This is a genomic window from Rhizobium sp. CFBP 8752, from assembly GCF_014842035.1.
Lineage (GTDB): Bacteria > Pseudomonadota > Alphaproteobacteria > Rhizobiales > Rhizobiaceae > Neorhizobium > Neorhizobium soli.
Genome location: NZ_JACYUZ010000001.1, coordinates 2,611,295 through 2,632,065, shown reverse-complemented (window position 1 = coordinate 2,632,065; position 20,771 = coordinate 2,611,295). Strand labels below are relative to the sequence as shown.

Sequence of the window (20,771 nt, the reverse complement as noted above, 5' to 3'; positions counted from 1 at the left end):
AGTGAATATTGTATGGTCGCCGGACCTCTCGACGAATGGGACCGGCGCCACACCTCACGGCAGCGGAAAGACGACATTTTGTCGGCTGATCCGATACTGCCTGGGTGAGCGGCACTTCTCCAATGAAGAACAACGTCCGCTCATGCAGTACAAGCTGCCAAACGGCTTTGTCGGTGCAGAGATCATCATTGATGGGGAATGCTGGGTAGTAACACGTCCTATCGGCATGAATCTTCCGTCGCGCACCGAACGTGCCGATCGCATCGAGGATACGTTTGATCAGATTCTTGTGGGCACCGAACCTCCAACGATAGCATCGGTGATCTCGGATCGGTTTTGTGCTGGCTATAGAGACCAGGTCCCTGGCAACTTGAAGGCAGAGCAAGTTTGGGATGTGCTCCTCGCATGGCTCACCCGCGATCAAGAGTGCCGCCTGGACGATTTATTCGACTGGAGATCCAAGCGATCTGGTTCCGGATCACCCGCGCAGGAGCTGTCGCTTGAAACGAAGTTGAGCCTGATGCGCCTTGCAATCAAAGCGCTCTCCGCTGACGAGGTTCAAGCCAGCGTCGCGGCCCGCGCGCTTGCGCGCGAACGAGATACCCTGCGAGAGAAGCTCGGCCACATCGACTGGTTCCAGGGTCAGCGGTTCGCCGAACTTTCCGAAAGCCTTTCCATTCCCAGCGATCGCGACCCGAACGAGGAAGTGGTTCGCAAGGAGCTCATCGACAAAGCTCAAGAACAACTTGCGAGGGCTATGGGCGCCGACCATGCCATGGGCCAGAGGCCAAGCGATACGCTGCGAAAGAAGCGCCATGCGCTGCAGTTTGAACGAAATGACAGAAGCGAAGACAGGGCTGAGAAAAGAGCGTTTTTCAAAAGCTTGCCGAGTCAGATTGCCGCTGCCCGCGCGGAACAGGGAACCGAGCAAGCGAGGCTCGAAACTGGCGTCATTGTCCGCTGCACAATTTGCCATGTAAATATCGACGAAGTGACCGCAAAGGGATGCGGCATCTCTTTGGAGCGTTGTGACATCGACCAGTTGCGGTCCAGGATGGCTCGGTCAGAGCAACAGGTGATGGAGCTGGAGCGGCAGAAAGGCGCGATGCCCGACGAAATAGATCAGCTCGATCGAGAGATTGTTCGGCTCGACCAAGAGATCGCCCAGGTTGACAATTCGTTAGCGCAGCTTGAGCAACAGGACTCTGCCGCTAACAAGGTTGTCAATCGGGCGCGCGAATTGGTTCGTGAGGCGACTTGGTTCGATCGCCAACTTAGTGATCGTATACCAACGGTACAACGCTTGGACGCCATCGATAGAAGGCTGGAAGTGCTCAGTCAGACGGTGGCGCTCGAGCGAGAACGTGTAGCAGCGGCAATAGGCGATCTTGGTGCACTGTTTCAGCAACTCGTTGCCGCCCTAATGCCGAAAGGATGCTCCGGGAAAATGAAGCTCGACGGCAAACGCCTTCATGCGGAGATATCGTTGGCACGCGGCGCAGGGCTGTCTACCGCCGCGGTGGAGTCATTCAAGATTGTCGCCTTTGACCTCGCTGCTATGATCCTGGCTGGGAATGGCAAGGCCGACATGCCGTCGTTTCTTGTTCATGACAGTCCACGTGAGGCAGACCTCGACGCTGGCATTTATTCGAACCTCTTCGATTTCGCCTTGGGCCTGGAGAGGAAGGCCGATCCTCCACCTTTCCAGTACATCGTTACGACAACAACGGCACCGTCGCAGATCAAACCCGATCATCCGGCCATGCGACTCCAACTCTCATCCACACCTCCCGAGGCCCGGCTGTTCGCGATGGATTTTTGATGGTCGGTGCCCCACAGTCATTTGTTACGAGTCACGAATGCGACAAGGTCGCGTTTCAGAATGGCTTTCGCCGGACACATGGCGAAAGCGGCGGCTGGCGGCACTACACCTCTACGACGGCGCAGGGTTCGCTCTGGCTCACGCGCGACAATACAGGCGGCTGGCTCCTCGCATTGGATCACGCTGGCGTCATCGCGGAGATCGGCGTCGAACCGCGCGATGCCGAGGGACCCGGCATCGCGCGCTTTCGGTTCGCCGACTTGGCTTTGCTGTATGCAACAATGCCGCGTGTCTACGAACTCGCTGTGAGCCTTCCGGATGCGCCGCTTCAGGAGTTCCTTCACCGGACGGAGATTTTACCTCGATCGACCGAGGCGGAGCGACTCGTTGTGCAACGGGTCGGGCAGAACATTTTCCGCGAGCGACTTATGGCATATTGGCAAGGGCGTTGCCCCTTGACGGGCGTTACCGACACAGCGCTTCTGCGCGCTTCCCACGTCAAGCCCTGGAAAGACTGCGATAGCGATGCGGAGCGGCTCGACGTTCACAATGGCCTTCTCCTTTCAGCCCTCTGGGATGCCGCATTCGATAGCGGTCTCGTGAGTTTCGATGATGCAGGTAGGCCACTCTTTTCGCCCACGCTCAGCTCCGATGGAAAGGCGTTGCTCCGTTGGGAAAACCCGCTTCCGTTAAGCGATAAACATCGCGAGAAGCTGGCATGGCATCGAGCCGCATTTCTGTATGAGGATGCATAGGCATTTATTTGAAGGCTCAGGACGTCAAGCGGCTGTACCGGCGTCCAGGAACGTTGGGTTGCCGAGCCGCAAGCTATGCCGGTTGCGGCAATAGCGGAAATTATTTCCGCATCCTCAACCCTTGAACAACTTCTCGCGGTGGTATTGCAGAAACTGCGAATGCGGTCGCTCGTCCGCGCGTGCTGGGACAAGCAGGCGCCGCTCTGGATTGATGAGCCTTGTGATGGTGTCGGGCACACCGCTGTCGGCAATCAGCAAGCTGTAATCGTCATCGATCGAAATCAGGCCGCGATCGAACATCCAATGCACGGTTCCGGAAAGTGCGAGGCCGTTGCGAACGCTATCCGGCCCGCGGTCTGCCACCGGGCGGATATGCGCGGCCTGAACCTCGGAGCGCCCTCCACCGTTGATCAACTTGAAGCCGGTGACGGCGCAGGTGTCTTGGTAGGCCGACTTGATGGCCACCGAGAAGGCCCGGTCCCGGAATGGACGCTGTAGCACTTGGGATACGATCCGGCGATCGACGCTGTCGATCTCGAAGGGCATCTGCGGATTGTCTCCAAATCCGATGCGCGCCTCCTCGACCGGATCGGGCGCCGATCTTTCGCGATCCCGCTTGCCGAGCACATGCGCGAAGCCGGCGGCGAGGATCAGGTCATATTCGGCGTCGGAAATGTTTCGGACAGCGCGACCGAACGCTCCCTTGTTGGTCGAGCCGTCGTCCTTTCGTAGCCCGCTCTCATAATAGTGCTCCGCTTCCTTGAAGGGGACGGCGTGATCGAAGGGCAGGAAGTCGTCGATCAGCGCATAGAAGTGGTCGGGCTTTGACGGGTCCTCAATAATGTCGCTGATCCTGGCCGTCGCAAAATAGGCCTGCTTGCCGCCCGACTTCATCAGATCGCCGCTGGGCCGCCGTGGCTCGTAATAGACGACCCAATCTCTCCTCGCAGCCTCGACCTGGCGCAGGTAGGTGCGCGGGAAATGATACCGCTCCTCCGGAAGGTCGTCGTAGGTCGGGTCGACCTTGGTGGTCAGAATTGCCTTCGCCATAAGCGCGCTCTTCCATGCAGACGAGTTGCGGCCAGTCCGTTCTGACTACCAGGCGGGGCAGGATGTTGAAAGGGGGCGCTTGGGTGCACCCGGGCCGGAAAGCGCCTCAGGCCGCACTCGTATTAAGTGTAGGCTTTTCTTGCCGCAATGAGAAGCAAGATTCCTCTGCCAAGCGGGTAAACTGCCCAATCTTCAAGTAATTATAGTATTGTTTTACGTATAAATCTTGGCAACAAATTATTGCAAAACCTTTAGTTGGTTTATTTCTCGGGGCCCTGTGCGATAATAGTTGGGTAAGTTCATGGAAACTTACTGCCACAAACACTCAAGGAGATAGACTGTGAAGAACATCAATAAAGCATCTGCTTTTGCCTCTGCTGCCCACCCCTTCTACGAAGCCAACTCAATCCCGGAGGAAGCACAGACCCAGCTTGAGGATACGGCTGTCTTCCTCGTTAGCGTGACGCGTCGGTCAACCGCGGAGGCCTTTGAGCTCGGGGAGCACCTCGAAAAGGCAGCCGCGCTGCTTCCGGAAGGAACTTTGGAAAAATGGGCTGTCGAGCGCTGTGGTTACACGTCACGGCACATCCGGACCGCGCGCGCCGTGTCCCGCAATCTGGAGGCTTACAAGGCGATGCTCGTTGAGCTCGCTGTCGGGCCGACGGTTCTCGGCAAGCTGAGTTCCGCAACGCCGGAGCAGATCGAGCAGGCGATCGGCTTTGCTGGTTTGAATGGTCGTCTGCGGGTGCAGGACGTCGCGGCGATCATGGCCGGGTCGAAGCAGGGCGTCGAACCGAAGCCGGAGGTTGATCCTTACGATGCCGGCGGGCTCGACGGGCTCAAGGCGATCATCGCAATCAAGGTCCGCGAGGGCATGAAGTCATTCGCGGGGCACATCGAGGAGATCCGCGCCCACGTTGTCGAGGCTTTGCCGAAAAACAACATCGTCAAGAAGGATCTCGCCGAGAAAACCCACTTGACTGCACGCCTCGCACACCGTGAGTTGGAAAGCCTGGTACAGTTCGTCCAGCCGCATCCGAACTCTAAGCATACGATGTCGTCCACCGCGTTGCCGACGAAATCAGGTTGGGAAAAGCTCAGTCGGCTGCTCTACAAAATGGGCAGCGAGACCTATTGGCCCGACAAGACCGAGCTTCGGATCTGGCTGGAAACCGAAGTGGTCCCCTTGCTGGACTGGGCGACCTCGAAAAAGGCCGGGCCGATCTGGCCGGACGCGAAGGCCGCTGCCCTTGCGGTTCCCGTGGCCGAGACAGTGGTGGTCGAAGCTCCCAAGGGTTCGAAGTCGGAGGTAGCCAGTGTGCCATCGGTCGAAGAATCGCTAACGTCGATGGCGGCGGCATTTGGCATGGTCGCCACGGTCGACTTGTCGCTGCCGGAGAAGAAGGGGCAGGAATCTATCCCGACTTTGACGGAAGCCCTGGCCAAGACCGAGAAGCGTGTCCAGCGTCCGGCATTCTTGGCCAAGGCAAAGCCGACCTCGCCACCATCCGCCACGGTTTAACTTGTAAGGCCGGTCTCCTGGTCTTGCCATCGAGTTCGAGAGGGCCGCTTGTCGGCCCTTTCTCATTTTCCGGATCCAGCCAGAATTCTGCGGAAACGAAATCGGTTAGCGATCTACGATCCCATCCAGGTCGGTGACTGTGAGCCCGGCGTTAACCTTGTACCGGCTTCGTTCTCTTTTTATGATCCGGGTCCTTGAGCCGGGCCTCGGGTCCTGCCAGGTTACGGACGTTCCGGATGGCCGGAACAAGACGGCCCCTGCCGATGCTCTAACATCGACAAGGGCCTGACCGTCAACCTTGGTAAGAAGGAATCGGGCTATGAGCACGAATACCATTTCTGTCCCCTATGGGGAAGTTCTCCGTTCTATCATCAACACCGCCGAAGCCGCCGCGGCCGCCGCATCCCGCTCGCGCCCGTTCGCCTTTGGCCGCAACACGGTTCAGGCTGTGGCTTCGGTCCACGAGCCTGCGGTCCTGCGCCGTCATCCGCATCTCGTGCGCTTCGCCGATGTCGAGGCCGATCTCGATCTGCTGATCGATCGCGCCATTGCGGCTATCGTTGATGGCGATCCGACGGAAGACGAGATCCTCGGCCATTACGTCAATATCGCCTCGCTCGTCCGGGCGGTCTCTTTCCGCGAAGGCAAGCTGTTGGAGCAGGCGGTCGATCGCCTGGCCAAGGCGAACCCGAACGTCCTTGTCTTGACGCAGTCCCTGAAGCTGCCACTGGTCAAGGCGGCGATGGAAGCCCTGTCCGGAAACGACTGGACCAGCCTCGATGGCGTGAAGCTCGATTGCGAGGCACCGGCGAAAGGCAGCTACACCCCGGACCTGATCGTGGTGAACCGCGCCCGGCATACGGCATATATCCTCGACCTCAAGCGGTCGCTCGCTTCCTACGGCGATACGAGCCGGCTCGAGGAGTTGAAGATGAAGATGATGGCGTCGGCGATGGTCTTGCCGGACTGGCTCTACAAAAACTACAAGCGCCTGATGGTCGACACGGTCGAGGTGGCGATCGTCGATGGTGCCAGCCGCCCGAGCGATCATGCCAACGGGGTCTGGGCCCTGTCCGAGATTGACGACCTTCTGGAGATCGATGGTGTCGCGGCCTGCATGGCCGAACTGCGTCGGCGTTTTGGTCGTCGTGTGCAGCAGCTTCTCGAAGTCGAGGCGCGCAAGGCGATCGGGGTGAACGAGCAGGTCGTGACCGTTGCGGCCGAGGAGGTCGGTCATTCATCAGTCCCCATTCCTTCGCAGATCAATCTCAACGGTCCAGGCCGCACCTTCGAGGAAGACCAGGCTGCCCGCTTGGGTGAGGACGATCTCGCTCGTGATGATCGCACTTGTGATGATCTGGGCGCCGATGTCTTCGGCCCGTGCGACGAGATCGAGGATGACGCGCCAACACCGGTCTTCTTCCGCGTCGGCTATGCCCGCCGTCCGGCGGCGCATTGACCGACCCGTGCTGATGGTTTGAACGCCGTGCCCTGACGCTCGCCGTCAGGCATCGGACGTTACCGCCATGGCCAGAGGCCGTGGCTTCCTCATCCTTCCCTCATCTCTCATTGGCGCCGGACCCGCAGCGGTCTGGCCGAGGAGCCGTCATGTCTTCCGACACCCATCCGGACGTGCCACCGCGCATCCGTTGCGAGGCGACCTCGTCCGCTGCCTCATCGAACCTCGCCTGCCATCGCTCGCATGGTACCATCCTCCACTATCCCGGATCCGGTCTTGTCCGTCCGCTTGCCGACGATCCGGCTGTGCTGATTGGACTTGCACTCGGTCATGTCCGGCAGGGTGATGGGCTTACCGGCACCGTGCCAGACACCATCGTCGATCGACTGCGGGCGCATGCCAATCACGGCAATCCTGCTTGCCGGCTGTTGCTCGACTGGCTCGCAGGGCGCAACCGCGATCTTGTTGCCTTATCTCAGCCGGATCCGGCCAAGCCGCATTCGACCAAACCCCGCCCCGGTCGCCGCATGATCCGGGAGCGCCGCCAGGCAGGGCCGGGTAGTTTGAAAAAATATAAGCCGACCATGTCCCAGTCGCCGGATGCCAAAACGGCAATTATTGCCGCGACGACGGAGGGCCGGATCGATGAATAAGCTTTCCCGTCTGCTCGTCCGCCGCCTGGAGCGCATCGCCCGCCGCGAGGCGCAGCGCAACGCGCATCGCAATGGCCTGTTGCACATGAAGATCGTCGAGATCGGCGGCCATGTCATGCGGCGCTATGCACCGGCCTTCGATACGTCCCGTCTGTCCGGAGATCGTGATCAGGATCTGGTATGGCTGCGCCGGAATTTTGGCGGCTATCTTCTGCCGCCGCCTCAAACTTCCGACGTCGTCGTGACCGAAGGCAGGCCTTCGGCGTTCGTCGCGCCGTTTCCATCCGGAGGGACGCACGCCGGGGGCGGTGAGCGTATCTCCGCCGCCGATCATGCGCGCCGCGCTTACGCCGTCGGCCTGGTCGGCCGGGCGGGGAGAGCGCCCTTGGTCAGCAACATCGTCGCCGCAATCGTGCTTTCCCGCGCGATCGAGAACAGCAATCAGCCCTTCGCCAAGATCGCTCGCGCTGCTGCCATGTCGGCGCCAGTCGTATCACTGCATGCACCGATGGCAGGCTTCGAGCAGGCCATGCGGCGGCTGATCGAGGTACCTGGCTTCATCCCGGGGGGCGCGCCGAATGGGATTGATGGTGACTATGTTTATGACGACGCATCTTTTGCAGCGTCCGAAGGAGCGGGACGGACCTATATCCAGTTCATCGGAGACAATGTCCGGCGCATCGGCGGGGCGGCGCTGCAGCGGCGGCTGGTGAATGCATTGACGCGGGACTATCCCGTTGTGGCCATCTCGGAGAAGTCGGATTGCATTCCGTCCGAGATCATTATTGCCGCCGATATCGATCTCGCCACAGGCTGGCTGGATTATGCCTTCATCAGTACGATGGTGGAAGTGATGCATGGCACTGCTGGCATCGCCGCTCTCGAGCAGTGGTCAAATGCCTACGATGCCCACTATCTGACCATCGACGACGCCGTGCTGGCGTTCAGGCCGGGGCGCAGTACGCCTGAGGTGATCGCGGTGCTGGCGTCGCTCACCGAGCGCAATCGCATTGCGGCCCGGGACGGCGATGATGGCGAAGCCGATCCGGCTACGACCGACGCCGGCACGGCATCGAAGTCGAAGCAGGGTGCGGCATCGTCAGAGAAGACCTCGTTCGGAAAGGACAGCGGCGGTGGGTGGAAGCGTGACAAGCCATCGGGCGCCGAGGTCATTCAGCCGGAGCCGATGAATGAAGCCATTGCGCCCGGTCGCCCGTCACTGACGGTCGAAACGCTCTCCGGATATGGTAAGGCCAAAACCTGGGCACTGGACCTGAAATTGGATCTCGCCGACTACCGTACAGGCTCGCTTGCCTGGTCGGACATGAGCACCAAGCTTCTGCTTTACGGCGCGCCGGGGACCGGCAAGACGACCTTCGCCCGGGCGCTTTGCAACACCCTGCAGGTTCCGCTGGTCGTCACCTCCGTTTCCACCTGGCTGCAGGGTGGGCATCTCAACGATGTCATCGACAAGATGGCCAAGACGTTTGCGGAGGCACGTGCGCTTGCTCCGTCAATTTTGTTCATCGACGAGATCGACGGCATCGGCAAACGGCAGCCAGCGGAACAGGAGTACGCCGACTACTGGAACACAATGGTCAACAAGGCGCTCGAGCTGCTGGATGGCGCCGTGAAGAGTGAAGGGCTGGTCATCGTTGGCGCAACGAACAGGCCGGAACAGATCGATGACGCGATCAAGCGCTCCGGGCGATTGGAGACCCACATTGAAATCCCCATGCCCGATGTCGCCACGCTTGCGGAGATCTTTGCCCACCATCTCGGTGATGATGTTGCGGCACTGGTCAGCGAGGCTGGATCGAAGAGCACTGACGCTGGGGAGAGATGTTCAAAGGATGCCGGCGCCTTGACCGAAGAACCGTCGGTGTTCGACGGGCAGGCCGATAACAACGATGATGACGAACCTCGTTCTGACGAAGTCCGGAAAGGAGCAGCGAAATGACCGCCACTTCAAACCAGAACACTGAACCCGCCACGCCTAACGCCGCCGTTCAGGCGATCTTGAACCGGTTGGCGACCCGCGCCATGGGTCTGACAGGCGCCGACATCGAGCGGATCGTTCGCCAGGCACGGCTGAAAGCGCGCCGGCAGAAGCGGTCGATCCGCTACGAGGACATCGAGGAAGGTATCCGGATGGACCGGCCGATGGTGCCCTATGATCTGCGCTGGCGTTTTGCGATCCACGAGTCCGGCCATGCGGTCGTTCACCACGCTCTCCGGCTCGGTCCGATCCACGGCCTCAACATCGATACGCCTGGCGGCGGTGGCTACAGCCAGCTTGGCTTCACCGCATCCGGCAGCGATACGCTCGGTTATCGCGAGGACATGCTGGCGATGCTCATGGCGGGTAGGGCAGCCGAGCAGATCGTGGTCGGTAAGGTGTCTGCCGGATCTGGCGGCACCGACGACAGCGATCTGGCGCGGGCGACGAAGCTTGCACTCGCCATGGAGCGCAGCCTCGGCTTCGGCGCCATCCAGCCGTTGCTCTATCGGGATGACAAGGATCCGACCGCCGTGCTCGATGGCAATCCGGATCTGTCGGCTCGCATTCATGCGCGGCTTGAGAAGGCGCTCGCACGGGCCGTCGAGATCCTGAACGAGAGCCGGGACAGACTTGATGCTTTGGTCAAGGCGCTGTTCGACGCCCAGGCGCTCGATGGAGTGGCCGTGACGCAACTCCTCAAACACAGTGATCGCGGAGGAGGACGCTGATAGCCTTCGGTGCGCATCGTGATGGGGAGTAAGCTATGAATGTTGCTGTCGTCGCTCACTGCGACTGGAGCATGGACAGGAAGAAGCGATGGATGGCGGTTGCCATCCGGGACGGCGTGCGCTGGCAGATGCATGCGCCAGAGCTGGTGGGAGACACGTCGACCCTGATTGATCGGATGAAGGCCAGATCGGTGGAGAAAGGCGCTCTGCTCCTCGGCTTCGATTTCCCGATCGGTCTTCCGATGGCCTACGCGCGTGCCACCGAGCTTGGTTCGTTTCGTGAAGCCCTTGCCTCGTTCGGATCGGGTATCTGGTCGGACTGGTATAGCGTTGCGGACCACCGTAGCCGTATCTCCCTCCACCGCCCGTTCTATCCGGCGCGGCCGGGCGGCACCCAACGTGCTCATCTCTTCGATGCTCTCGGCGTAACCGATCCGCACGCGCTCTTACGTCTCTGCGAACGCGCGGCCCCGGATAGGCAGGCCGCCTGCATGCTGTTCTGGACGCTCGGCGGCAATCAGGTCGGAAAGGGCGCCATCACGGGATGGCGCGAGATGATCGTCCCGCGGTTGGATGACATCGGCCTCTGGCCCTTCGACGGCAATCTGATCGATCTCCTCGATACCAGGTCATGCGTTATCGCTGAGACTTATCCCGGCGATGTCTACAGACAGCTCGGCATGCCCCGCAGCGGCTGGAGCAAGCGGCGGCAGGTCGACCGCCAGCGGATAGCGAAGATGATGATACCTTGGCTTGAGGCACGGCCGGATATCGACGCTCATGCTTTCTTGCCGATGATCGAAGATGGCTTCGGCGCCGACAAATCCGGTGAAGACCGGTTTGATGCAGCCGTCGGCCTGTTTGGCATGCTCGACGTCGTCGACGGGCGGCGCGACGAAGGCGTTCCTGATGTCGATGGCGTGCGCCGGTGGGAGGGATGGATCCTTGGTCATCATCGGAATGACGCTCATTGACCCGAGACGGCTTGATGCAGGTTGTTAGCAATGGATCTCACGTCTTCAGGACCTGAGACAAATTGCGCTCTTTTGATTCCGAGTTCGGGATTTTTGATTCAGAACTCAAACCAAACGATTCAGCAACGCCGTTTGCGGCAGGTCAACCTGTGTTGACGCGCGGTAAGTTGCCCGCAACGCCAAACAAATTGCGCTCTTTTGATTCAAATCTCTGAGCTGCCGATTCCCGGTTCGATATTTTCGATTCTGCCAAACGGCGCTTGCGCCGGTCGGCCGGTCCCCTGACCATTGAGGAGGCCGAGGAATGGGAGGGCGAATGATGAATGGAAAAGCTGCAAGGCAGCGGCAGAAGGCGCTTCGTGATGCGAACAGGAGTGCCCGTCGGCCTGAGCGGGATGATCTCGCGAGGGTGGCGCTTTTTTGGCTCATCCGCAGAGCGGTCGATAAAGGCCAGGAAGCGGAACTCGGGAAATTCCAGGACGTGGTCGTCTCGATGCTCAGCGATCAAGGCTTCGATGAGGGCGAATGCGATAGGGTCTTCGACGACCTCGTCTCGAAGTACCGGTCCGGTGGCCTTCCATTCCGCCGGAAGCTTCACCTCCTTTATCCCGATGGTGTCGATCAGGACGTTTGAGCGGTCGTTCATTTTGGACCACAGCGGTTCCGGTCTTCCTTGTTGCTGGTGCCGCTCAGTGCCTAACTGCGTTTGTCCATCTCACGTGTTCTCCCCCCATTACTTCGTAAAACGCCGTTCGATTCTGAATCGAATTTCCAGAGCGTGCCGTGGGCTCCAACGTTTCATTAACGCGCTTCGCTTAGCTCGACCGCCCCCTTGAACTGAGGGGTCCAATAACAACGAGCATGAAGTGAAATGACGAAACTTACCGCAATGAAAGCCTTCCAGCGCAAAATCGACGCCTATTGCGCGATGCGACTGTCCCCAATCTTCTCGACCAACGATACCGACGCTCTCGCCGCCTATATGCGGCGTCTCATCGAGCGACGATGCGGTCCGCAGCGAACCGGAGGTCAGACGGATTGGGATGTGGTTGCCCGGCTGACTGGCGTGGATGCGGCGATGCTCGCCGTGCATCACCGTGCAATCGATCCGGCATTTGATGCCATCATTCGATGGAGCAAGGATGGCGACGCCGGGAAAGATGCGCCACCCGGTTTGCGGAAGTCTACCGTGAAGAAGAAGAAGGCGCTTTTGGCCGATCAGCCGAAGGCTCGTCCGGGAACTGTCGCAGCAGACAGCACGCGGCGTCGGGACGATCTCCCGAAACGAAAGCCGGCGGACATCATCGACTTCCCGGAACCCGTGTTCCGGGAATGGTCCGATCCTTCCAGTTTCGCCGAGGCGCTCCAGCTTCACATGCGACGGCATGGCGAAACCTATTGGGTCCTCCATCGTTCCGTGGTCCGCTCCGATGAGCCGATGGATAAAAACACACTGCTGAGCTGGATCGAAGGACGGCGCGTGCCTCGCAGTACCGACAGCTTTGAAGTGCTCGGACGGATCGAGCGCCGCTACCGCCTTCCGGACGGATACTTCAAGGCGAAACTTCCGCATCAGTCACGGTCAGCGTCCGGTTTCAATCTGTCGGAACTCGATCCGGCTGAACGTCGAAGGATCGCTTGGCATCTCCCGGACGACTTCAATTCTCTGTCATTTGCCAAGCGCCAGGAGATCCTGGATTGGGTGCGTCGTGTGATCATCAGCGGCTCAACGGATTACAGAAAATTCCAGGCGGCCGCAGCCAAACAACGCTACGCCATCCGCTTCCCGGGCGTGTCCTATGGCGGACGCGCACCGCGAGACGGCAAGATAGCGGTGCCGGCAAACTATGAAGAGACATGGATCGAGGATCCCGAACTCCTGTCGGGCGTCGTGGATGCACCGCCGGCATTGGCCATGGAAATGGCTGACCTCGTGCGCTTCAAGACCTCGGCCCTGACTTCGATCGGCTTCCAACGCAACGGCGTCTGGGGCGAGGAGACGGCTTCTCAGAAGATCGAGCATCTGGGTCTCATGTTCGGCGCCTTGGCGGCATCGAAGACGGGCGAGATCAAGGGGTACGGGGTACCAGTTCGTCACCTGACATTCGGTCTACTGATATTCCCGGGCATATGGGATTGGTATCTGCAATGGCGCGAAAGCCGTCGCGGTTTCTATACGGCCTGGGAAGTCGATATGCTGCGGATAGCGCTGGCGATCACCAAGGAAGGCACTGGATGGCTTCGACAGCATCCTGAACTTCTCGCTCGCGTTCAGCCCATTCCCGGTCTGGTCTCCCAAAACGAGATCGACTATGCCCGAGAGGATTGGCATGGTGCGTGTGAGGATTTCCACAGCCATGCCGCCCATCGCGTAAAGGAAATCCAGCGCATCGCTCGCGTCCATCGTGATCCGTTCGAGCCGATCATGCCAGTGCTCGAGGCCGACAGTCCTGTTGGCGAGTATCGCAAGATCACCGAGGAGATCATTCGCCTGATGCCGGACGAAGAGCGTTATCCGCGCCCGGCCGCGGAGGCAGTTCGATCGTTCCTCATGTTGCGGTTGGGATTGCATCTGGGGCTTCGCCAGAAAAATCTTCGGCAATTGATGCTCTGCCCACGCGGACAGATGCCGCGTCCGGAACGTGTCCTCGAAAAGCTGAAGCGCGGGGAAATCCGCTGGAGCGAGCGAGACGGTGGCTGGGAAGTGCTGATTCCAGCAGTGGCCTTCAAGAATGCCCATTCGTCATTTTTCGGAGACAAGCCGTTCCGACTGGTTCTACCGGATCTGCTAGACCTCTACCGTTACATCGATGACTATGTCGAACGGCATCGCGCTACGCTTCTCAGGGGCGTTGCTGATCCGGGAACGTTCTTCGTGAAAACCGTCAAGACGATAAGCACCGATGCGGCATACGACGTGACGACCTTCTACGAGGCCTGGAGGCTGACCATCCAGCGTTACGGCATCTATAATCCCTATACCGGACGAGGGGCGATCAAGGGTCTGCTGCCTCACGGTCCACATAACGTGCGGGATGTGCTCGCGACCCATATCTTGAAGCAGACCGGCTCATACGAGCAGGCAAGCTACGCGATCCAAGATACGGCTGACATGGTGGCCAAGCACTACGGCCGTTTCCTGCCGCAGGACAAGGCGGCGCTCGCGGCACGAATTCTCAATCAGGTCTGGGAAGCCGCCTGATCATGTGGCGGATCGAGGCGGAAATCATTTCCGCCTTGATCATTCACTTCTTGCCTTCGCGTGCCCACGGCGGTGGTTGTCTCTTTTCGACCCACGGCAGAAGTTGCAATGGCTTGGGTTCGATGACCGATGAGATGATCGGATAGTGTTGCAGGGCGCTTCGCATCAACGGCAGCCCAGCAGGATTGGTGTATCGAGTGCTGGTCTCATTGCCCTCAGCCAATCTCCCCGAAATGTCCTCGATGACGTCTTGCGAGACTCCAGCCTGCTTGAGAGTATCTGCGAAGCCATGCCGGAAAGCATGAATGGCGCGCTCCCACATTTTTTCGCCGAGGACGGCCTGCATGATCGGAACGAAGGTGTCGTAGAACCTGTCGCCTGGATCGTTTTCCGTTTTGTCCGAGAAGAGATCCGGGAAGAGGGTCGCATATCCCAGCTTCTTGATTGCTTGGACGTATTCGATGAAGCCCAATCGAACCATCTCTTCGGGCATGGGAAGCATGCGTTGCGACTGGATGTTCTTCAGTCGGCGAATTCCGTTGGTCCTAAGGATGATGACATAGCCGTCCCCGTCTCTCGCAATGTCATTGACATGAAGCCCCGCAAATTCTCTGCGGCGAGGGCCGAGATAAGTGAACATGATCGGCAAATAGTAGAGCGAGTCATGAAAGACCTGCTGTCCGGCTGCTCGCCTTTGTCCGCGCAGGTGTCCCAGTGAGCCGACGTAGAGCGGGCTGTTAAAGATCGGAGCGATATCCTGCGGCGATGGCTTGTACTGCTTGCCGCGAATCTCGCCGACCTTCGGCTTTTTCGGACGCAGCCCTTCAAAGGTCCAGCTCTCGATCTGGAACCCGTGGCCTTTGAGATGTTTTAGAAAGTGCTGCAAATTTCCAAAGTGCTTTCGGATCGTCGTTGGGGCCAGACCAACTTTTGCAATCGTGCCCGTCAGCTCAGCAGCCTTGCGCAGTTTTTCGCCTTCAGCACGCAGGTCCGGCGCCGACATGACACGCATATTACTGCTACGTCCCCAATTTGTCGGAATGTGGTTGAGGTGCTGGCGCAACAGGCCGATATGGTACTGCTCAACTTGCCCGGAATGCTCAACGCCATGCTCGATAAGCACCGATTTGAACATCCGCACCAGCGCCATTGCATCCCGCGCGGTGGCTGGCTCCCATTCGTCTCCCATGTTGGCAATAAGCTTGTCGCACTCCTGCTCGAAATCTGAAACGGCGACCACCCGTTGCCCGGCCTCCGAAGCATTCGGCGTGGCCTTCTTCGTCACCGCCGGGCGAGGGGTCAGATCGAGCTGGGTGATCTCCGTTTCTTCTGGAGTGGCGATCAGAGCCGTCGGCAAGGGTCGCTCATGGAAAGAAGCCGGAGGAGCAGGATCTGAAGCCGCGATGTCGGCCGCCTGGGTCTTAGGATCGGGCGCAACGGCTCTTCCGCCGCCTGTGAATTCGCTCTGACCTTTGTCCACCAGTTCATGACGCGCTTCGATATCGAGAAGAGCTGCGGCACGACCCTCGAAGATCTTTGACATGGCACGCTGCCGATTAGCGACGGTGTCGTCGATTTCGAAATTGTAGATCAGTCGTCGGATGCCGTCTTCGAAGCCAGGGCTGCGAGCGATTGCCAGTTCGCCCCTGTAGTTCGCCCCGATAGCGTCCATATGCGATGCCGGGACGCCGTTGTTCAGGAGGTAGGCAAGGCCAGCGCAGCCACTCTCCAGCGTCAGCTCCACCCGGCTCCCGAACTTCGCGACGAGCTGGCAGGCCCAACCTGCTTCGAGATCGAGTTCCATCTCGACGACATCGCCACCGCGCCCGTTGCGGCGGGCCATCATGTTGATGTCGTCGAGCCGTTCGAGTTCCTTGTCGCGCTCATGCTCGAACAGTTTCTGGAGCTGCTGCTTGGACATCGCTTCCTTCGAATGCGTCTTCAATTCGGCCAGCCGCGTATTGAGCTTTCGGCCAATGATCTGAGCCTTTTTATGATCGGAACAATGAAGGCTAAGTGAAAGCCGGCTGCCGGGCTGGCATTGAGTGAAAGTGGCCGGAACCCGGGGGCGCCAGTAGAAGATGTTTCCGCGGCGGATGAGATTCTCGACCTCGTGGCGCACAGCCATGACGAACAGACCCTGTATCAAGCCTGAAGGTTTGACCGCGCCGAATTCGGCTGGGCATCACCTTTGGGCATCAGGTCGCCAATGATGCCAAAACGATATCCGGCACGGCTGGAAAATGAAAGAATTAGGGGCTTTTAGGGAGAATTGGCTGGGGAACCTGGATTCGAACCAAGATTAACGGAGTCAGAGTCCGTCGTTCTACCGTTGAACTATTCCCCAGCAGGAAAAGCCTTGTGGCTCATCGGTGTGCGGCGCTTATAACCAAACACTTGGCGCTTGCAAATACCCTTTGTGAAAAAAATCGACATCATTTTTGGTCCTGCTTGCCGCGCCCTAAAAAGCCGTTGGCGAATGCGCCTGAGGCTGTTATCTTCAGGTCAACGAAACGATCAGACGCCAGCTGCATGCTTCAAAGTGTTGCGCGGCGAGATGGACTTATAAAGTGATGAACCCCGATAGCGGCGGAAAGCCGCCGGAAGGCGGGGCGTCGGCGGAACTGCGCAGGGATGTCAAGAACTCCCGGCGCCGCAAGGCGAAGCGAAACGGCAAAGACCGTGACGCGGCGTCGATGGCGCACGCAAACCCGGCTGAAAAGGCCGGCCAGGCCGGACGCCCGCACGGCATGAAACCGGATGGTGGCACATCCGACGGCGGGCGGCCAGAGCCGGGCTCACCGCATCCGCGCAAGCGCAAGCGCCGTCGCTCCCGTTCGCGCCCCGCGGTCACGGAGAATTCTGCACATGCGCCAAACCCATCCGTGGATGGTGGCGATCGCCTATCTGGCGCCGATGCGCCGGCGGGCGAAGGCTTGCGCGGTGACGCGAAGCCGGCCGGAAAGCAGCCGCGCCAGCAGGGCCCGCAGCAGGATCGCAATCAGAGCCGCAAGAAGAAGCGTGCCGGTCGGGGCCCGCAGGGTCGGCCGCTGACGCAGGCCAAGCAGGGACCGCTGGTCACCGCCAAAACGGTTTCCGCCGCAGGCCACGCCGGTTATGCGGCGCTCGGGCATGAAAGCCATGGTTCTCCCGGCGCCGACAAGCTCGCAGGCTTCCGCGACGAACTCTATGCAGCCCTTGATCTCGGCACCAACAATTGCCGTCTCCTGATCGCCCAGCCGACGCGGCCGGGCCAGTTCCGGGTCATCGACGCGTTTTCGCGCATTGTCCGTCTGGGCGAGGGGCTGGCGGCAAGCGGTCGCCTGTCGACGGAAGCGATGGATCGCGCCGTCGATGCCTTGCGAGTCTGCGCGTCGAAACTTGCGCACCGGCCGATCCGCCGCATGCGGCTGATTGCCACCGAAGCCTGCCGCGCTGCCGAAAACGGAGAGGCGTTTCTGGCACGGGTGACAGAGGAAACCGGTCTCGAGCTCGAAATCATCGATCGCGAAACCGAGGCGCGGCTTGCCGTGTCCGGCTGCTCGTCGCTGGTCGGTCGCGAGGCCCGCTCCGTCGTGCTGTTTGATATCGGCGGCGGTTCGTCTGAAATCGCTGTCATCCGCATCGGCGACAGCCGCTCGTCGCGGCTCGCCAACCACATTACCCACTGGACCTCGCTGCCGGTCGGCGTCGTGACGCTGTCGGAACGCCATGGCGGCCGTGATGTCACGCCGGCCGTCTTTGCCGGGATGGTCGATGAGGTCGAGGGCATGCTGTCGAAGTTCGATTGCCCGCCGATCGGTTCCCCGCACCAGCAGGGTGCCGAGGACTTTCATCTGATCGGCACATCCGGCACGGTCACCACGCTTGCCGGCGTCCATCTCGATCTGCCACGCTACGATCGCCGCAAGGTCGATGGTCTCTGGCTGTCGGATTCCGAGGTTTCCGCCATGCAGGCAAAGCTCCTGTCATGGGATTTCGCCGGCCGCGCCGCCAATGCCTGCATCGGTCCTGACAGGGCCGATCTGGTTCTTGCCGGCTGCGCCATCCTCGAAGCGATCCGCCGCCGCTGGCCGAGCCAGCGCATGCGGGTTGCCGATCGCGGGCTGCGCGAAGGTCTTTTGACAGATATGATGGCTGATGACGGTGTCTGGCGCCGCGGCAGGGGACGAAGGTTCGGCCAGGGGGCAGGCAGCGGTTCAGGCCAGGGCCACCATCAGACGAATAATTCAGGCCACGGGCAGACGCAGGAAACGGGACGCAAGCAATGACGAAACCATCCGTTGGCGGCAACCGCACCGGTCGCAAGCTTGGCCAGAAGGTCAAGAAGGGCAAGCTGAAGGCGTCTTCACGCCGCTGGCTGGAGCGCCATATCAACGATCCCTATGTCCAGCGCGCCAAACTCGAGGGTTATCGCGCTCGGGCGGCGTTCAAGCTTCTGGAGATCGACGAGAAGCACCAGTTGCTCAAGGGCGCGCGCCGCATCATCGATCTGGGTGCAGCCCCCGGCAGTTGGTCGCAGATCGCCGCCAAGGTCACCGAATCCAGCGATGACGATATGCGCGTCGCGGCGATCGATTTTCTTGAAATGGCGCCGCTTGCCGGCGTCAAGATCCTGCAGCTCGACTTTCTGGATGACGATGCTCCGCGCCAGCTGATGGAAGCGATCGGCGGCACGCCGGATGTCGTCCTGTCCGATATGGCGGCACCGACCACCGGCCACCACCGTACAGACCATCTGCGCACCATGCATCTGTGTGAAGTCGCCGCGCATTTTGCCGTCTCGGTTCTGGGCGAGGGCGGACATTTCCTGGCGAAGACCTTCCAGGGCGGCACCGAGAAGGATCTTCTCGACATGCTGAAGAAGAATTTCAAGCAGGTCATCCACATCAAGCCCGGCTCGTCGCGCCAGGAATCGGTGGAAATGTTCCTGCTTGCAAAACACTTCAAAGGCCAGGCCCACAGGCTCGCCAACGAAGCGGCCGGCGACCATCCCGGCGATGATGCAGCGGACGAAGCACAGGATGATCCGCGGGAACAGGCGGGCGACGAGGGTTTCGGCCGGGACTGAGTTTACTCGCCGGCTCCCGGTGTCGGCTCTACCTGTCCGACGCGCACTCCGCGCCGGTGTCCCGATACGTCGGCGCCGGTCATCGGGTCGAGCTTGAGGATCGGGATCACCGCAAACACCGAAACAGCGGCGACGATAAAGAACGCGAGATGGAAATCCGCGAGCGCCAGCTGGCTGCCGGAAAACGTCGACGACATCTCCAGAATGAAGGCTGCAAACGCGACGCCGAGTGCCAGGCTCACCTGTTGCAGGAATGAGGCCATGGACGTCGCCTGGCTCGCCTGCTGGTCCGTAATCTCCGAATAGCCGAGAGCATTGGCACCTGTGAAAAACAGGGAGCGGAATAGCCCCGCCGCGAGCAGCGCGCCGATGATCACGATATGGGGTGTGTCCGGGGTGAAAAACCCGTTGACCGCCGTCGATGCTGCGCCAAGGATGCCGGCAAAGATCAGCGCGGTTCGAAAGCCTGTCATCGCAAACACCCGCCTTGCAAGGAACTTGACCGTCAGCGCACCGATCGCGCCGGCGAAGGTGATGAGGCCGGACTGAAACGGATTGAGGCCGAAACCCAGCTGCAGCATCAGCGGCATCAGGAAGGGGATCGCCCCGGTCGCGATGCGAAACATCGTGCCGCCGGTGGTGGAGGCACGGAAAGCCCGGTCGTTGAAGATCGTGAGGTTCAGCACCGGAAACGGATGCCGCTTGGCATGGAAATAATAGAGAATGCAGGCGGCAAAGCCGGCAAACGTGGCCGTGATGCCGACGACCGGCGGCAGCGCCGGCAGGCCGATCACCGACAGGCCAAAGACGACGCCGGAGGCCGCGACCGAGGTCAGCAGAAAGCCGAACCAGTCCATTCGAGGCGTCTCCACCGGCGGCACGTGCGGCAGGTAGATGCCGGTCAGGATCACGCCGGCGATGCCGATCGGCACGTTGATGATGAAGATCCAGTGCCAGGAAAAATAGGTGGTGATGAAACCGCCGATCGGCGGCCCGGTCAAAGGCCCGACCAGCGCCGGAATCGTCAGAAGCGCCATGGCGGAAACAAGTTCGCTGCGCTTCGTCGTTCGCAGTAGCACCAGACGGCCGACCGGCGTCATCATTGCCCCGCCCATGCCCTGCAGGAAGCGCGACATCACGAACTGCAGCAGTGACTCGGAGATTGCGCAGAGGATCGAGCCCACGATGAAGACGCAGATCGCCAGGCGAAAGATCTTCTTTGCCCCGAATTTGTCGGACATCCAGCCGCTCAGCGGAATGAACATGGCAAGCGCTACCATGTAGGATGTCAGCGCCAGTTTCAGCGTGATCGGGCTGACCCCGAGATCGGCGGCGATGGTGGGAAGTGCGGTGGCGATGACGGTCGAATCCATCTGCTCCATGAACAGAGCGACGGCCAGAATAAGCGGAATGATGCGGTTCATGGGGAGGGCCTGCGATACGCGACGCACTTCAACGTCCCCGCTCTAGACCTGTTCCGGCATGAAGCCAATTGCACGATGTCAATTTCCGGGAGACGATGTCACGTCTGCG

At 60.2% G+C, this 20,771-nt stretch carries 15 protein-coding genes and 1 tRNA gene; 11 read left to right on the top strand and 5 right to left on the bottom strand.

Annotation, left to right across the window (positions count from 1 at the left end; translation table 11 throughout):
- Positions 1–142 precede the first annotated feature (142 nt).
- Both IFT59_RS12725 and IFT59_RS12720 read left to right on the top strand, forming a co-directional pair.
- Positions 143–1,822: a DUF2326 domain-containing protein gene (locus IFT59_RS12725; RefSeq protein ID WP_249407535.1), complete on the top strand. Its 1,680-nt coding sequence runs from the start codon at positions 143–145 to the stop codon at positions 1,820–1,822.
- Positions 1,822–2,577, top strand: coding sequence for an HNH endonuclease (locus IFT59_RS12720; RefSeq protein ID WP_192087009.1), 756 nt, complete (start codon positions 1,822–1,824; stop codon positions 2,575–2,577). Before IFT59_RS12725 ends, IFT59_RS12720 begins: the two co-directional genes overlap by 1 nt.
- 114 nt (positions 2,578–2,691) lie before the next feature.
- On the opposite strand, the gene IFT59_RS12715 is transcribed toward IFT59_RS12720, so the two are convergent.
- Positions 2,692–3,627 carry an HNH endonuclease gene (locus IFT59_RS12715; protein ID WP_192087008.1) on the bottom strand — a complete coding sequence of 312 codons (936 nt, stop codon included), beginning with the start codon at positions 3,625–3,627 and terminating at the stop codon, positions 2,692–2,694.
- A gap of 340 nt (positions 3,628–3,967) precedes the next feature.
- Here IFT59_RS12715 and IFT59_RS12710 point away from each other — a divergent pair, with 340 nt between their 5' ends.
- The 6 genes from IFT59_RS12710 (at position 3,968) to IFT59_RS12685 (ending at position 10,965) form a co-directional block, all read left to right on the top strand.
- Entirely contained in the window at positions 3,968–5,149 is a 1,182-nt protein-coding gene (locus IFT59_RS12710; protein ID WP_192087007.1) for a hypothetical protein, read from the top strand.
- Positions 5,150–5,468: 319 nt separating this feature from the next.
- Entirely contained in the window at positions 5,469–6,608 is a 1,140-nt protein-coding gene (locus tag IFT59_RS12705; RefSeq protein WP_192087006.1) for a hypothetical protein, read from the top strand.
- A 149-nt stretch (positions 6,609–6,757) separates the two neighbouring features.
- The gene (locus IFT59_RS12700) at positions 6,758–7,261 is read left to right on the top strand and encodes a hypothetical protein (protein WP_192087005.1); all 504 of its coding nucleotides are present in this window, start codon (positions 6,758–6,760) and stop codon (positions 7,259–7,261) included.
- Entirely contained in the window at positions 7,254–9,221 is a 1,968-nt protein-coding gene (locus tag IFT59_RS12695; RefSeq protein ID WP_192087004.1) for an ATP-binding protein, read from the top strand. Before IFT59_RS12700 ends, IFT59_RS12695 begins: the two co-directional genes overlap by 8 nt.
- Complete coding sequence (locus IFT59_RS12690; RefSeq protein ID WP_192087003.1) at positions 9,218–9,991, top strand: ATP-dependent Zn protease; 774 nt, start codon at positions 9,218–9,220, stop codon at positions 9,989–9,991. Before IFT59_RS12695 ends, IFT59_RS12690 begins: the two co-directional genes overlap by 4 nt.
- Before the next feature lie 35 nt (positions 9,992–10,026).
- Positions 10,027–10,965 carry a DUF429 domain-containing protein gene (locus tag IFT59_RS12685; protein WP_192087002.1) on the top strand — a complete coding sequence of 313 codons (939 nt, stop codon included), beginning with the start codon at positions 10,027–10,029 and terminating at the stop codon, positions 10,963–10,965.
- A gap of 142 nt (positions 10,966–11,107) precedes the next feature.
- Here the strand turns inward: IFT59_RS12685 and IFT59_RS12680 are convergent, their stop codons facing one another.
- Positions 11,108–11,611 carry a hypothetical protein gene (locus IFT59_RS12680; RefSeq protein ID WP_192087001.1) on the bottom strand — a complete coding sequence of 168 codons (504 nt, stop codon included), beginning with the start codon at positions 11,609–11,611 and terminating at the stop codon, positions 11,108–11,110.
- Positions 11,612–11,836: 225 nt separating this feature from the next.
- Here IFT59_RS12680 and IFT59_RS12675 point away from each other — a divergent pair, with 225 nt between their 5' ends.
- Complete coding sequence (locus IFT59_RS12675) at positions 11,837–14,167, top strand: hypothetical protein (protein WP_192087000.1); 2,331 nt, start codon at positions 11,837–11,839, stop codon at positions 14,165–14,167.
- Positions 14,168–14,210: 43 nt separating this feature from the next.
- Here the strand turns inward: IFT59_RS12675 and IFT59_RS12670 are convergent, their stop codons facing one another.
- Entirely contained in the window at positions 14,211–16,295 is a 2,085-nt protein-coding gene (locus IFT59_RS12670) for an integrase (RefSeq protein ID WP_192086999.1), read from the bottom strand.
- Between the two features lie 145 nt (positions 16,296–16,440).
- Positions 16,441–16,514: transfer RNA gene (locus tag IFT59_RS12665), tRNA-Gln, on the bottom strand.
- A 226-nt stretch (positions 16,515–16,740) separates the two neighbouring features.
- Here IFT59_RS12665 and IFT59_RS12660 point away from each other — a divergent pair.
- Both IFT59_RS12660 and IFT59_RS12655 read left to right on the top strand, forming a co-directional pair.
- On the top strand, positions 16,741–18,438 hold the full coding sequence (locus IFT59_RS12660; protein WP_197978046.1) for a Ppx/GppA phosphatase family protein: 1,698 nt from the start codon (positions 16,741–16,743) through the stop codon (positions 18,436–18,438).
- The gene (locus tag IFT59_RS12655) at positions 18,435–19,238 is read left to right on the top strand and encodes an RlmE family RNA methyltransferase (RefSeq protein WP_062579257.1); all 804 of its coding nucleotides are present in this window, start codon (positions 18,435–18,437) and stop codon (positions 19,236–19,238) included. Before IFT59_RS12660 ends, IFT59_RS12655 begins: the two co-directional genes overlap by 4 nt.
- A gap of 2 nt (positions 19,239–19,240) precedes the next feature.
- Here IFT59_RS12655 and IFT59_RS12650 read toward each other — a convergent pair whose 3' ends face one another.
- Complete coding sequence (locus IFT59_RS12650) at positions 19,241–20,662, bottom strand: MFS transporter (protein ID WP_192076467.1); 1,422 nt, start codon at positions 20,660–20,662, stop codon at positions 19,241–19,243.
- Positions 20,663–20,771 lie beyond the last annotated feature (109 nt).

What these genes read in the sequence shown, in the direction of transcription:
- IFT59_RS12685 (WP_192087002.1), top strand. Translation starts at nt 10,027, where the DNA reads ATGAATGTTGCTGTCGTCGCTCACTGCGACTGGAGCATGGACAGGAAG.
- IFT59_RS12725 (WP_249407535.1), top strand. Translation starts at nt 143, where the DNA reads ATGCAGTACAAGCTGCCAAACGGCTTTGTCGGTGCAGAGATCATCATT.
- IFT59_RS12690 (WP_192087003.1), top strand. Translation starts at nt 9,218, where the DNA reads ATGACCGCCACTTCAAACCAGAACACTGAACCCGCCACGCCTAACGCC.
- IFT59_RS12670 (WP_192086999.1), bottom strand. Translation starts at nt 16,295, where the DNA reads ATGGCTGTGCGCCACGAGGTCGAGAATCTCATCCGCCGCGGAAACATC.
- IFT59_RS12650 (WP_192076467.1), bottom strand. Translation starts at nt 20,662, where the DNA reads ATGAACCGCATCATTCCGCTTATTCTGGCCGTCGCTCTGTTCATGGAG.
- IFT59_RS12655 (WP_062579257.1), top strand. Translation starts at nt 18,435, where the DNA reads ATGACGAAACCATCCGTTGGCGGCAACCGCACCGGTCGCAAGCTTGGC.
- IFT59_RS12720 (WP_192087009.1), top strand. Translation starts at nt 1,822, where the DNA reads ATGGTCGGTGCCCCACAGTCATTTGTTACGAGTCACGAATGCGACAAG.
- IFT59_RS12705 (WP_192087006.1), top strand. Translation starts at nt 5,469, where the DNA reads ATGAGCACGAATACCATTTCTGTCCCCTATGGGGAAGTTCTCCGTTCT.
- IFT59_RS12700 (WP_192087005.1), top strand. Translation starts at nt 6,758, where the DNA reads ATGTCTTCCGACACCCATCCGGACGTGCCACCGCGCATCCGTTGCGAG.
- IFT59_RS12680 (WP_192087001.1), bottom strand. Translation starts at nt 11,611, where the DNA reads ATGAACGACCGCTCAAACGTCCTGATCGACACCATCGGGATAAAGGAG.
- IFT59_RS12675 (WP_192087000.1), top strand. Translation starts at nt 11,837, where the DNA reads ATGACGAAACTTACCGCAATGAAAGCCTTCCAGCGCAAAATCGACGCC.
- IFT59_RS12695 (WP_192087004.1), top strand. Translation starts at nt 7,254, where the DNA reads ATGAATAAGCTTTCCCGTCTGCTCGTCCGCCGCCTGGAGCGCATCGCC.
- IFT59_RS12660 (WP_197978046.1), top strand. Translation starts at nt 16,741, where the DNA reads ATGAACCCCGATAGCGGCGGAAAGCCGCCGGAAGGCGGGGCGTCGGCG.
- IFT59_RS12715 (WP_192087008.1), bottom strand. Translation starts at nt 3,627, where the DNA reads ATGGCGAAGGCAATTCTGACCACCAAGGTCGACCCGACCTACGACGAC.